11 protein-coding genes are annotated in these 13,468 nt (G+C 60.6%); 10 read left to right on the top strand and 1 reads right to left on the bottom strand.

Features of this window, described 5'->3' with window-relative positions; all coding sequences use genetic code 11:
* Nucleotides 1–27 precede the first annotated feature (27 nt).
* The 4 genes from B5477_RS09465 (at nucleotide 28) to tpx (ending at nucleotide 4,286) form a co-directional block, all read left to right on the top strand.
* Nucleotides 28–1,503: an efflux RND transporter periplasmic adaptor subunit gene (locus tag B5477_RS09465; RefSeq protein WP_079699460.1), complete on the top strand. Its 1,476-nt coding sequence runs from the start codon at nucleotides 28–30 to the stop codon at nucleotides 1,501–1,503.
* Nucleotides 1,504–1,590: 87 nt separating this feature from the next.
* On the top strand, nucleotides 1,591–2,331 hold the full coding sequence (locus tag B5477_RS09460; protein ID WP_079699459.1) for an ABC transporter ATP-binding protein: 741 nt from the start codon (nucleotides 1,591–1,593) through the stop codon (nucleotides 2,329–2,331).
* A complete protein-coding gene (locus B5477_RS09455; RefSeq protein ID WP_079699458.1) occupies nucleotides 2,318–3,592 on the top strand; it encodes an ABC transporter permease in 1,275 nt (424 codons plus the stop codon). The genes B5477_RS09460 and B5477_RS09455 overlap by 14 nt, the downstream gene beginning before the upstream one ends.
* A 199-nt stretch (nucleotides 3,593–3,791) precedes the next feature.
* Nucleotides 3,792–4,286 (top strand): thiol peroxidase, encoded by a 495-nt coding sequence (gene tpx / locus B5477_RS09450; RefSeq protein ID WP_079699457.1) that lies wholly within the window; start codon nucleotides 3,792–3,794, stop codon nucleotides 4,284–4,286.
* Between the two features lie 201 nt (nucleotides 4,287–4,487).
* Here the strand turns inward: tpx and dinB are convergent, their stop codons facing one another.
* On the bottom strand, nucleotides 4,488–5,696 hold the full coding sequence (dinB, locus tag B5477_RS09445) for a DNA polymerase IV (protein ID WP_479725091.1): 1,209 nt from the start codon (nucleotides 5,694–5,696) through the stop codon (nucleotides 4,488–4,490).
* 155 nt (nucleotides 5,697–5,851) lie between these two features.
* Between dinB and B5477_RS09440 the strand changes: the two genes are divergently transcribed.
* From B5477_RS09440 to B5477_RS09415, 6 genes are all read left to right on the top strand, one after another.
* Nucleotides 5,852–7,318 (top strand): catalase, encoded by a 1,467-nt coding sequence (locus tag B5477_RS09440; protein ID WP_242942169.1) that lies wholly within the window; start codon nucleotides 5,852–5,854, stop codon nucleotides 7,316–7,318.
* Nucleotides 7,319–7,453: 135 nt separating this feature from the next.
* Nucleotides 7,454–7,903 (top strand): RbsD/FucU domain-containing protein, encoded by a 450-nt coding sequence (locus B5477_RS09435; RefSeq protein WP_079699455.1) that lies wholly within the window; start codon nucleotides 7,454–7,456, stop codon nucleotides 7,901–7,903.
* Nucleotides 7,904–8,095: 192 nt separating this feature from the next.
* Nucleotides 8,096–10,009, top strand: a complete 1,914-nt coding sequence (locus tag B5477_RS09430; RefSeq protein ID WP_079699454.1) for a PfkB family carbohydrate kinase — start codon at nucleotides 8,096–8,098, stop codon at nucleotides 10,007–10,009.
* Nucleotides 10,010–10,059: 50 nt separating this feature from the next.
* Nucleotides 10,060–11,406, top strand: coding sequence for a sugar ABC transporter substrate-binding protein (locus B5477_RS09425; protein WP_079699453.1), 1,347 nt, complete (start codon nucleotides 10,060–10,062; stop codon nucleotides 11,404–11,406).
* Nucleotides 11,407–11,431: 25 nt separating this feature from the next.
* Entirely contained in the window at nucleotides 11,432–12,466 is a 1,035-nt protein-coding gene (locus tag B5477_RS09420; RefSeq protein ID WP_159448991.1) for a nucleoside hydrolase, read from the top strand.
* Nucleotides 12,463–13,455: a nucleoside hydrolase gene (locus tag B5477_RS09415; RefSeq protein ID WP_079699451.1), complete on the top strand. Its 993-nt coding sequence runs from the start codon at nucleotides 12,463–12,465 to the stop codon at nucleotides 13,453–13,455. Before B5477_RS09420 ends, B5477_RS09415 begins: the two co-directional genes overlap by 4 nt.
* The last annotated feature ends 13 nt before the right edge of the window (nucleotides 13,456–13,468 follow it).

Raw genomic sequence — 13,468 nt, 5'->3', positions numbered from 1 at the left:
GACCTGTAATAGAGAGGGAGAGTCGACATGAAACTGAACCTGAAAAAGCCGAATTTTAAGTTTAAAAAGCCAAAGCTCAAAACGGTGCTGATCCTCTGTGCGGTGGTTGCGGTGGGTGGTTTTGCCGCCGTCAAGGTGATGGGGATGGGCAAATCCTCCGCCATGCCGGTCAGCGTGACGCCGCTGCAAAAGGGGAGCCTGCAGAATGTCATCAGCGCCTCCGGCACGGTGGAAAGCGCGGACGCCTCGTACATATATACCAAGCTGCAGAGCCCGGTGCTCAGGCTCAATGTCTCGGTAGGGGACCGCGTCAGCGAAGGGGACGTGCTCTGCGAGATGGACACCGAGGACCTCAAGCTGGACATCGCGCGCCAGCAGGCGTCGATCGCCAAGGCCCAGGCGGGCGACGAGCACAACATCGACGTCAGCCAAAAGCAGTACAACAACGCGAAAGACAACATTAAAAACGACCTCAACAGCGCCCTGATCAGCGCCGAGACCGAGCTCAAGGCCGCCAAGAAGGCGGCCGACAACGCGCAGGAGGCCTATGACGACGCCAAGGACGACTATGAGGACGCCAAGGACGACCACACCGTCGGCGATTCCGACTCGGATACCCTTACCGTCAAGCAGGCGCGCAAGCTCAAGGATGAGGCGGACCGCGCCTATTCCGACGCGCGCATGCGCTATGAAAACGCCAAGCGGCAGCGGGATGCGGCGATCAATGCGGCCAACCAGGAGCTCGAGGGATACGAGGATACCATCGAGGGGAACAAGATCGCGGCCGACCTGACCGCCGAGCAGCTCGAGCTGCAGAAGCTGAGAAGGGATTTGGAGGATTCGGTGATTACCTCCCCGATCAACGGCACGGTCACGGCGGTCTACGCCAAGGAGGGCGTGCCGGGCAACGGGCTGATGTTCGTGGTGGAGGACACCGACGCGCTGCAGATCAAGACCACGCTCAAGGAGTACGACATCGGCACGGTGCAGGAGGGGATGAGCGCCACCATCAAGGCGGACGCCACCGGCGAAGAGGAGTTCGAGGGCGCGGTCCGGCGGATCTATCCCGCGGCGATCAAGGCGGCGGACGGCACCACCAAGACCGACGGCACCGTGGAGTTCGAGACCGACGTGGAGCTGACCAGCAAGGGCACCGGGCTGCGCATCGGGATGAGCGTGCGGCTAAACATCCTCACTGCCAGTAAAGAGGACGTCTGGTCGGTCCCCTATGACGCGGTGACCCTGGGCGCGAGCGGGGAGGACATCGTCTATGTCGCCCGCCCCGGCACCGGGGAGCAGGCGGGCAAGACCGTCGCCGAGGCGGTCCCGGTCACCACCGGGATGGAGACCGATTTCGACGTCGAGATCGCTGCCGAAGGGCTGAAGGACGGCGACCAGATCATCTCCGATCCGACCGGGATCGCGCCCGGTATGGAAATCATGGTCCTGCCCGCGATGGGCGGCATGGCGGGCGATATGGCCGGCGCCATGGCGGAGGGTTAAGTTTGAAAGATAAATCTTTCAAACTCACAGAATTGCGCCTTGGCAGGGCCAAAAACGGCACAATTCCTGAAAGGAATGACCACAACAATGGAAGAAGAGATCATGACCCCCCAGGATGAAAATATAATCATCGACATGAAGGGGATTTATAAGCGCTTTTACATCGGGCAGCCCAACGAGCTGGAGATCCTGCGCGGGATCGACCTGCGGGTAAAGAAGGGGGAATTCCTCTCCATCGTGGGGGCATCCGGTTCGGGCAAGAGCACCCTGATGAACATCATCGGGGCGCTGGACAGGGCGACCGAGGGGGACTATGTGCTCGACGGGGTGCAGATGCGGGACGTGCCGGACAGCCAGCTTTCGAGCATTCGCAACCGCAAGATCGGGTTCGTTTTCCAGACCTTCAACCTGATCCCGCGCACCAGCGCCCTGAGCAACGTCGAACTGCCCATGCTCTACGCCGGGATGTCCGGCGGCGAGCGCGCAAGGCGCGCCAAGGAGCTGCTCGAACTGGTGGAGATGGGCGACCGCATGAAGCATATGCCCAGCGAGCTGTCGGGCGGGCAGAAGCAGCGCGTCGCGATCGCGAGGGCGATGGCCAACGACCCGGCGATCATTTTGGCCGACGAGCCGACCGGCGCGCTGGATTCGGCCACCGGACGGCTGGTGATGGACCTGTTCCACCGGCTGCACCGCGAGCAGGGCAAGACCATCGTGCTCATTACCCATAACCCCGAGCTGGCGGCCGAGACCGAGCATATTGTGACCATCAGTGACGGGCGGATCGTCAGCCGCCAGCAGGGGGGTGAAGTGCGTGCAGCTGTTTGAGAATATCACCCTGGCGATCAACGGCCTGCGTTCCAATAAGATGCGCGCGCTGCTGACCATGCTGGGGATCATCATCGGGATCGGCTCGGTGATCGCCATCGTCACGGTGGGCGACGCGATGACCGGCTCGGTGGAGAGCGTCTTCAACGACATGGGCGCCAACAGCATCCAGCTCTACATTTCCGACAAGCCGGACGAATATGGCAACACCGACTGGAACCGTCCCTATGCCAATGAGGATTATATCAGCCAGGAGATGATCGACGCCTACCTCGAGCGCTTCAGCGAAGAGATTGCGGCCTGGGCGGTCACCGACAGCGTGGGTCCCGGGCAGATCGCAGCGGGCAGGCGGGAGTCAAACGTCTATATCTACGGCACCAATGCGGGGGCGCTGGCCATCCAGAATATCGACGTGGTGGCCGGGCACGACCTCAACGAGCGCGAGGTCAAGGGGGAAAAGAACGCGGCGGTGGTTTCCAGCGCGGTGATCGAAAAGCTCTTCCCCAATCTGACGCCGCAGCAGGCGCTGGGGCAGGAGGTCAAGGTGCGGGTCTCCAAGGGGATGTACACCTTCACCATCGTGGGGGTCTATAACTATGAGGTGACCGGCTTCGCGGCCAGCATGACGGGCGACACCACCCGCCAGATGTTCATTCCCGTGGGGGTGGCCAAGAAGATGATGACCGGGGACGATGTGCCGGATGGCTATTACGCCCTACAGGTCAAGGGCACGTCCAAGGTGACCGACGTGCAAAAGTTTGCCGAGCGCTCGGAGCAGTTTTTTAACCGCACCTTCTACCGCGGCAACAAATATGTCGAAATCTATGCGCAGAACATGGACAGCATGATCCAGCAGATGACCGGCATGATGGGCACCATGAAGCTGGCGATCTCGGTCATCGCGGCGATTTCGCTCCTGGTGGGCGGGATCGGGGTGATGAACATCATGCTCGTCTCGGTGACCGAGCGTACCCGCGAGATCGGCACGCGTAAGGCGCTGGGCGCCAAGAACAGTGCGATCCGGGTGCAGTTCATCGTCGAATCGATCATCATCTGTATGATCGGCGGGGTGATCGGGGTGCTCACCGGCACCACGCTCGGAAGGCTTGGATCGGTGCTGCTGGGCTCGCCCGGCTGGCCGTCGCTGCTCTCCGTGTTCGTGGCGGTCGGTTTCTCGATGGCCATCGGCGTCTTCTTCGGCTACTATCCGGCCAACAAGGCGGCAAAGCTCGATCCCATCGAGGCGCTGCGTTACGAATAAAAAATGAGACTGGAAAAGGGCGCAATTTTTTCTTCAGGGCAGAGGTGGCGCTGCGCCTCTTATAAGTTTACAGGCAGCAGATTTTATCTGCCGCCTGTAAACTTTTTATGTGTACTCCCGGAATACTCCGTCTCTTTTTGTATGCCCGGCGGCCCCGGAGTGCAGAATAAAGACAGAACCATTACAAGGAGGCCGGAAGATGAACATTACCTTTAAAGGCAAGCCGCTGACCCTTTTGGGTACCCCGCTGCAGGTGGGGGAAAAGCTGCCGCCCTGTACTTTAACCGACAGTGAGCTGCGCCCGGTGCGGGGAGAGGAGCTCAAGTCCCCGGCGGTGCTGCTCACCGTCCCTTCGCTGGACACCGGGGTCTGCGACGAGGAAGTGCGCCGCTTTAATGAAAAGGCCGCCGCGCTGCCTGGCGCGCAGGTCTATGCGGTCAGCATGGACTTGCCCTTTGCGCAGGCGCGCTGGTGCGCCGCCGCAGGGATCGAGCAGGTCCAGACGCTTTCAGACTACCGGGAGCGCAGCTTTGGCAAAGCGAGCGGGACGCTGATCGAGGAGCTCATGCTGCTCACCCGGGCGGTGTTCCTGCTGGACCGGGAAGGGAAAATCGCCTATACCGAGTATGTGCCCGAGGTCACCGACCATCCGGACTATGAGCGCATCTATGGCGAGCTGGAAAAATTGTTATAATGAAGAACGGACGGAGAAAACTCCGTCCGTTCTTTGTCTGCGCGCCAATTTTGCAGGAGCCAGTGCCCCGGAAATAATATTTGCTTCGATCCACGCACCCGCAAGGATGCGACTTTGAACGTGGGCCGTGTCCAGACCCCCACGCTGTTTCGATCCACGCACCCGCAAGGGTGCGACCTTGTGAGCTGATACCGTGGCCCCTCAGTCCACCCCAATGTCGTTTTTAAGCACCGAAGCGGGCTTCACGACCCCCTTGCCGTATTTGTTCTGCACCTTGTCCAGCGAACGGTCGAGCGCCTCGAGCCTGAGGCGGCCATCGCTTTGTTCAAACATATTCAGCTGCTCGCCGGTGTCCTCGGGCACCAGCGAGATGGCGGTCACGGCCAGCAGCCGGATCGGATCGCGCAGCTTCCAGGATTTCTGGATCAGCTCCATCGCGGTACTGTAGATTTCCCGGGTGATGTTGGTCGGATGCTGCAGCTGGGTCTGCCGGTCCCGCACGTTAAACTGCGGGTCCTTGATGGTGACCTGCACCCCGTAGCATTTGAGCGCATGCTTGCGCAGCCGGTAGCCGACCAGGGAGGACAGGGAGATCACCCCGGTGCGGATATCCTCGAGCCCCACCAAATTGCGCCGGAAGGTGGTGGAGTTGCCGATCGACTTGATCTCGTCCGGGTCGTCGATATGCCGCACCGGTTCATTTTCCAGTCCGTTTACATACCGGTAGAGGGTGCCGCCCTGCTTGCCCAGCAGCCCGCGCAGATCGTCCTCCTCCAGCTTCGCCAAGTCCCCGATGGTCTTGATCCCGTACCGTTCCAGCTTCTCCTCGGTCGCTTGGCCGACGAAGAGCAGGCTGCCCACCGGCATGGGATAGAGGATCTGCCGCCAGTTCTGCCGGTCCAGCACGGTGGTGGCGTCCGGCTTTTTCATGTCGCTGCCCATCTTGGCGAACACCTTGCAAAACGAAACCCCCACCGACACGCTAAGTCCCAGCTCCCGCTTGACGGTGGCGCGGATGTCGTCCGCAATGGTTTTCCCGTCTCCGAAGAGCTGCTGGCTGCCGGTCACATCCAGCCAGGACTCGTCGATCGAAAAGGGCTCCACCTGGTCGGTGTACCGCTGATAAATTTCATTGACCTTGACCGAATACTCGGCGTACAGGTCGTGATGGGGCGGCAGCAGCTGCAGCCCCGGGCATTTGCGCCTGGCCTGCCAGACGGTTTCGGCCGTCTGCACGCCGTACTTCTTGGCGGCCTCATTCTTGGCCAGGATGATCCCGTGGCGGCTTAGCGGGTCCCCGCAGACGGCGGTGGGCACCTCCTGCAGCTCGGGATGGGACAGCAGCTCGACGCTGCAATAAAAGGCGTTCAGGTCGCAGTGCAGGATGACGCGTTCTCGCAAGGCGCTCACCTCCTCTCCTATAAAAATTGTAGCAGCTGCAAAAAGAAATGGCAATAGAAGAAATTGGTTTTGTGTGTGATTCGCCGCGGTTTTCCCGCATAAGAATGAAGGAGAGAAATTTGTGCGGCCGCGCGCCGCAACGAATCAGCGAGGGGAGTACCGATATGCACGATGAATCGGCTTTTTTAGAGATGATGCAGCGTTACAACCGAGAGCTGCTACAATTGCAGCAGCGGGCGCGTCCCGGGGGACAGCAAACGGAGGATGTTCCCTTGCCGCCCGTCCCCAATCCGGGCGGCGGCTGTGCGCCGGCGGTGCCGGGCAACCACTCCCAGACGGTGGGGGACGACGGTCCGGTCCTGGTGCAGGACGGCATTTTGCATGAACGCCTGGAGACCTTTGTCCACCAGAAGGGGATCGAGCGGGCGGTTCATACCAAGGGCTACGGGGCGATGGGTATCTTTCAGACCTACCAGTCGATGCGCGAGTACACCAAGGCGGCCTTTTTACAGGGCGCCGGGAGGCGCACCAAGGTGTTGGTACGCTTCTCGCTGGCGGTATCAAACCGGGGCACGCCGGATACCGCCCGCAACGTCCACGGCTTCGCCACACGGTTTTATACCGACGAGGGAAACTTTGACATTGTGGGCAACCATATCCCGGTCTTCTTCATCCGGGATGCCATGCGCTTCCCCGAGACCATTGCGGCGCTCTCGCCCTCGCCGCAGAGTAATCTGGCCGACCCGGGCCGCTTTTGGGATTACCTCGCCCGCACGCCGGAGGGCACGCATATGCTCACCTGGCTTTATTCGGACGTGGGTACCCTTGCAAGCGTGAGGCATATGCGGGGCTTCGGGATCAATACCTTCGTCTGGGTCAACGCGGAGGGACGGCGCCGGTATATCAAATACCACTGGATTCCGCTGGCAGGGGAGGAATACCTCGACCGCCAGCAGGCGGGGGAGCTCGCCGCCAAGGACCCGGACGCCGCGGCGCGGGACCTCTACGACGCCCTTGCAAACGGGGAGGCGGTGGAGTACGAGCTCTGCGTGCAGATGATGGACCCCTGCGACGCACAGGCGCTGCCTTTCGACCCGCTCGACGACACCAAGGTGTGGAGCGAGGAAAGCTATCCGCTCATACCAGTGGGGAAGATGACGCTGGACCAGAACCCCGAGGACTATCATACGCAGGTCGAGCAGGTGGCCTTTTCCCCGGCCAACCTGGTGGAGGGGATCGAGCTTTCGGCCGACAAGATGCTCCAGGGCCGCTCCTTCATCTATTGGGACGCCCAGCGCCGCCGCCTGGGTCCTGATTTTCGCGGTATTCCGGTCAACCGCCAGCAGGGTGGGTGGAGCCCCCAAAAAATGGTCACCAGTGGGCAAGGACTTCCCGTTGCCGGGGAATTGGTGCGGGCGGACATCCAGAAGCCTGACGATTTTACACAGGCGGGAGAGCGCTACCGCTCCCTGTCTGCCGACTGGCAGGAGAGGCTGGTGGACAACATCGCAAGCGAGCTCTATTTGGCCTCGCAGTCGGCGCAGGAATGCGTGCTCGGCTACCTGTCGGCGGCGGATGCCGGGTTTGGCGAGCGGGTGCGCGCGCGCATGGAGGAATACAAGCAGAAATAGGATCGGTATGCACAATTTGCCTTGCCCTTTTGGAGGCCGGGTAGTATAATAAGAAGCGGACAGGTACCGTGATTTTGACGTTCTGGCTGTGGGCGAAAGCCAGTGGCCAAATAAATATGACGGAGGTTTCAATCTATGCTCAAGAACATTCCGACCTGCATGTCCCCCGACCTGCTGCGCGCGCTGTGCGCCATCGGTCATGGCTCGAAGATCATGATCTGCGACGGCAACTGCGACATCAAAACGCTGGGCCATCCGGACGCGTTTCGCATCCGTGTGGACGGGGTAGGCGGCGCCGAAATTTTAAAGGCGATCCTGGACCTGATCCCGCTGGACGATTACATCGACAATTCGGTGCGCATCTGCAAGACCGACAACGGGATCCCCGCTCCGGGCGTCTGGAAGAAATATGAAGAGATCGTCAGGAACAGCGAGGAATATGCCAAACTTCCGAACGGGATCGACTATCAGGACGGCAAGGAGTTCTGGTCGGTCGCGCCCGAGCTCGACCTGGTGATTGGCACCGGCGAAGAGGATATTTACGGGAACATCTTCGTGCAGAAGGGCGTCATCCGCAAGAAATAAGCAATCGCGTTGCTGTTGGTATGCGGGCTATAGATTACATCTATAGCCCGCATACTTTTTTGTTTGTTGCCGTCTGTTAAAGAAATTGTGGAAAATAATAATAAAAACAATTGACAATTCGACAAAATAATATATAATTTGATATAGGAAATAGTTTTAGGAAAAAGATTTCTCAAATATTGGAGCTGTGACATGAACATCAAAGACATCGCGAAGCTGGCCGGCGTGTCGGCGGCTACCGTTTCCAAGATCATCAACCATAAGGATGCGGGGATCAGCCCCGAGACGCGGGAACGGGTGCAAAAATTGGTCAAGGAGTATCAATACACCCCTTATGCCGGAGTCAAGGCGGAACAGAACAGCTATACCATTGCGCTCCTTTCGGATTTTGACAGCCCGGCGCACGAGGCGCTCATGCGCGGGACCGAGCGGGCCCTCAGCGAAAACGGGTACAGTCTCCTGGTCCTCAATTTGGCGGGCGGGAGCGAAAGGGAACTAAAATCTCTGCAGATCGCTTCCTCGCGCAACCTCAACGGAGTGATCTTTTTGGGGAGCCAAAGCCCTTGTGCAGCCAGTATAGAGGCTCTGCGCAAGCTGCACCTGCCGGTCATGCTGCTGGGGGTGGGGGAGAAGGTGCCCCGCTTTCTGCAAGCCGGCCTGGACGTTGTCGAGGCGGCCTATCTGGGGGTGCGGCAGCTTGTGCAGCAGGGGCATGAAAGGATCGGCTGCTTAGTCGAGGGGGACGGCCCCTTCGCGCGTCAAGTGCTGGATGGATACATCTATTGTTGTTATGAGCGAAAGCTGCGCTTCGACACCAGATATGTCTACCGCGCCTTTTCGGGGATTGAAAACGGCAAGGCGGGGCTGGAGGATTTGGTCCGCAAGGGGGTCACCGCCCTTTTCTGCCAGAACGAGGAGATCGCCGCCGGCGTCTATCAGGCGGCCGAAATCGCGGGCCTGAGCATTCCGGAGGACCTGTCTGTTGCCTGCCTCACCGCGTGCCAAAGGCTGCCCTTCTTCCATCCGGCGCTGTGTGCGGTCCGCCTGCCGGTACAGGAGCTCGGCGAATACGCCGCGCGCTGCCTGATCGAGTGGATCGAGCGGGGCGATAAAACCGGGCTGCAGCCCTTTGAAGCGGCAGCGCAGCTGCTGCCGGGAGGCAGCGTGGCGGCGCCGAAGCAGTCGGCCAAGGCGCGGCAAAAGATCGTGGTCGTCGGCAGCATGAATATGGACGTCATGATCCGGGTGCCGGATTTCCCGCGGCCGGGAGAGACGGTGCTTTCACCCTCGGTGAACCTGGTTCCGGGCGGAAAGGGCGCCAACCAGGCGGCCGGGGTCGGCAAGCTGGGCGGGAACGTCTGGATGATCGGAAAGATCGGGAACGACAGCGAGGGGAAACTGCTCTACCAGTCCCTGTATGACAACAATGTCAATATGGATGGAGTGACGATCGACGATGCGCGCGCCACCGGGAAGGCATATATCACCGTGACCGGCGCGGGCGAGAGCACCATCGTGGTCTATCCGGGGGCGAACGGGAAGCTCTCGGCGGTTTACCTGCGGCAGAACGTCAATCTGTTCGACCATGCGAAGTACTGCCTGCTGCCGACCGAGAACCCGCCTGAGGTGATCGACTGCGCCATCCGCATCGCCCGCAATCAGGGCGTTCGGGTCATCATGAAGCCGGCCGCGGTGGACCGGCTGGACCCGCAGCTGCTGAGCGGCCTCTTCCTGCTGGTGCCCAACGAGAAGGAGATCGGCCTGCTCTGCCCGGGTTTGGACACGATCGAGGAGAAGGCAAAGCATTTTCTTAAACGGGGGGTTGAAAACGTTATTATAACGCTGGGGGAGCGCGGTTGCGTATTGTGCAATCAGCAGGAGACGACCCATTTTAAGGCGGCAAATTTTCATCCGGTGGATACGACGGGAGCAGCGGACTGCTTCATCGGCGCGCTGGCAGTCTCCCTTTCAGAGGGGAATGGCCTGCACGCGGCGATCCGGTTCGCGACCTTTGCGGCCGGGCTCAGCATCACCCGTGAGGGGGTGCAGCCCGCGCTGCCCGACCGCGCGGCCCTGTCGGTCTATGCGGATGAGATTTATGAATAATGGAAGGAAGCAAGTGGACCGGACCGTGAAAAGAAGGATGGGTGAAAGAAATGAAGGCAAGCTCTGTTTGGCCGTCTGTTCTCGCCTTGCTGGTGTTGGCGGGGATGCTGTGCAGCTGTTCTGCGAAGGATGGGGGAGGCACTTCTGCCCCGGGCGGGGAATCCTCCGGGCAAAGTAAGGGCTCACAAGGAAAAGCCATCACCTGCATGTTCTACTCCGACGTTTGGGCGGACTATCTCTACGAGGTCAACGATGCCTTTGCCGGGGAGTCGGGGATTGCCGTTAACATGGAGTATTACCCGTTCGACCAGTTCTTCGAGCTGGTGGAGGTCAAGCTCAGCTCCGGCAGCTCGGACTATGACGTGATCCATGTCGACGTGCCCATGGTGGCGGCCTATGCCAACCGGGATTATATCCTGCCGATGGACGAGTATTATTCGGACGAGGAAAAGGAGATGTTCCTCGAAAGCGCGCTCACGGCCGGCACCTGGGACGGCAAGCTCATGGCCCCGCCGATGGAAACCTCTTCACAGGTGCTGTTCTATAACAAGGACCTGCTGGACCAGGCCGGAGTAGCATACCCGTCCGCCAAGGTCGAGGACCGCATGACCTATGAGCAGCTCTACTCTTTGGCAGAGCAGGTCCAGAAAGCGGTCGATCCTGACGGCAGCAGGTCGATCAGCGGCTTCATGTTCGAGCAGGTCAACCGTCCCTATCAAATCCTCGCCATGCCAAACGCCTTGGGAGCCCCTTCGATCGGGGAGGATGGCTTTACCGTGGAGGGCGTTCTCAATTCCGACCCCTGGATTCAGGCGATGACGGTGTATCAGGAGGCCTTCGAGCGCAGGATTTCCCTGCGCGGGATTTCGGCCGATGAAGTGCCCAGCCTCTTCTCGAGCGGCAAGGTTGCCTTCATGGTCGGCGGGACCTGGGTGGTGGATACCCTCAAGGAGACCGGGATTGAGCATTTTGGCTTCGCCGCCCATCCCTACTTTGAAGGGCATGATCCCGCTACCCCGACCGGCAGCTGGCACTATGGCATTCCGAAGAACGCCAAAAATCCCGGCGATGCGGCGGCCTTTATCCGTTATATGACCATCGGCGGCGGGCACGACATGCTGATGAGCGGCTTCCCGGCCCTGCCCGCGACCTACCGCAACCTGGAAAGGATTGAGGAGGCTGAGCAGACCGACGACTTTACTGGAAACGTTATGAGGATCGCAGCTTACGAGGCGCTTAATACCGGTGTGCCCCGCCCGGTTACTCCCGGCTATACCGAGTATGAAAACGTGGTGGGCGCGGCCATGGAGGATATTTCCAACGGGGCCGACGTCACCGAGGCGCTCAACGGCGCGGTGGACCAGCTCAATTCTGCGTTCCAGAAGTACAAAAAGTGAACTTGATGGAAAGGCGGTGTACTTGTTGGAAGAAGGAAAGAAATGTCCGGAAAAGGTCATTGTCCTGATCAATACGGAATTCGACAGCGCGGCGGCCCTGGCGCTGCTTTTGGGAAATCCGAGATGGCAGGTTCTGGGGATCGTGGCGTCGGCGGGGAAGGTTTCGTCCCGGGTGTCGGCGGAAAACCTGTTGCGGCTGCTGGGCGCGCTGAAGCTGCCAATAGCGGTCTACCCCGGCATGGAGCAGTCCCTTTGCGCCGACTTGGACCCGCTGCGCAAGCAGCTGGAACCTCTGCCCCGGGGCTGGCCCTCTGAGGAGGCGCTGCGCTTTGATGATGGGTTCCTGCCCAATGCCACACCCGGCATGCAATCTTGCATGCTGCAAAAGAAGCCGGCGGCAATCTTTTTGGTCGAGGCGCTGGAAAGCGCCGCCGGGCAGGTTTCGATCCTTTCCCTCGGCCCGCTGACCGACCTTGCCTGCGCGCTGAAACTTGCGCCTGGTCTGGAAAAGAAGATCGGCAGGCTCGTTATCCTGGGCGGCGGACACCGCTATAGCGATATTTCCTGCGCGGCCGAGGCGAACTTCCGCTTCGACCCCGAGGCCGGGGCAACCGTGATGGGCAGCCCGGTAGATAAGCTGCTGGTTCCTCTGGACTGCGGCTATTCCTGCTGCCTGACGAGGGGCCGTCTCGGGCGGCTCACCGCGCGGGGAGGGGTGCGTGCACAGCTTTTTGAGGCGCTGTGCATCCCGCTCTTCCCTTTATATCGGGCGCTTGGCGGCATGGGTGAAAAAGGTGGGATTCCCCTCAAGGCGGTGGCCGCCGCCTGTGCTTTCGCAAACGAGGCGGTGCTCGCCTCGCCCCTGCCCTACAGTGTGGACGTGGACTTTGGCGGCGGGCTCGCGGACGGGCAGACGGTGTTCGATACCCGGCGCATCTTTGAGGATTATAACTGCCGCACAGCCTTTTCGCTCGACTGTGCCAGGATGGAAGAGACGCTGGAAGGGCTGCTGTCCGAAGGGATAAGAGGCCAATCTGGGAGAGGGGAGGAGAGGGCATGAGTGAAAAACGCCAGTTGATCCTGGACGTCGATACCGGGACGGACGACGCCATCGCCATCATGGCGGCGCTGCTCTCGCCCGAGTTCGAGGTGCTGGGGATCTGCACGGTGAGCGGGAACCTCCCGCTGGCGAATACGACTGAAAACACCCTGCGGGTGGTGAGCCTGCTCGCCCCGCAGGTCCCGGTGATCCGGGGCTGCGCCGGGCCGATCGTGCGGGATTTGGACCCGCGCCGCAAGTACTGCGACAACGAGGAGGTGCTCGAGGACGAGGACGGCAACCGGATCGCCTTCCACGTCGAGGAGTTTGACGGTCTGCCGCCGGCAAGGATTGCCCCGGCCCCGACCAACGCGGTGTGCTGGATGGTAGAAACCCTGCGTGCGGCGACAAAGAAGGTCGACCTGGTACTGGTGGGGCCGCTGACCAATTTTGCGCTCGCGCTGCGGGCCGATCCGTCCATCGTCGAGCATGTCGGGCAGATCGTCATCATGGGAGGCGGCTGCGAAGAGCGCAATTCCACCTCGGCGGCCGAGTTCAATTTCTTCATGGATCCCGAGGCGGCCCAGATCGTGCTGGGGTGTGGGGCGAAGATCGTGCTCGTCACCCTGGACGCCACCCACCATGCGGTACTCTGTGGCGAAGACGTGCAAGGGATGCGCTCCTGGCACACGACGGTGGGGGATTTCGTTGCCCAGATCACCAGTGAGCGGATCAAGGCATACACCCTGTTCCAACCGCTGTTTAAGCCGGACAGCGCTTCGATGCACGATGCGCTCTGTATCCTCTATCTGCTCGACGGGAGTGTTATCACCAAGACGCGCCTTCTCCCGGTCAGTGTGGATTTTTACGGCGGCGCGTCGGATGGGCGCTCGGTGATGGACACGAGGAGCATGCCCGCCAAGGCGCCCAACTGCACGGTCTGCCTGGGAACGGACGATGAGAAGTTTTCCAGAATGCTGCTGGACATTCTGGGGCGGGCAAAGGGGTGATCCCTGATATCAT

Origin of the sequence: Provencibacterium massiliense, from assembly GCF_900169495.1 — a bacterium.
Taxonomy (GTDB): domain Bacteria; phylum Bacillota; class Clostridia; order Oscillospirales; family Ruminococcaceae; genus Harryflintia; species Harryflintia acetispora.
This window is presented reverse-complemented; position numbering and strand designations above follow the sequence as displayed.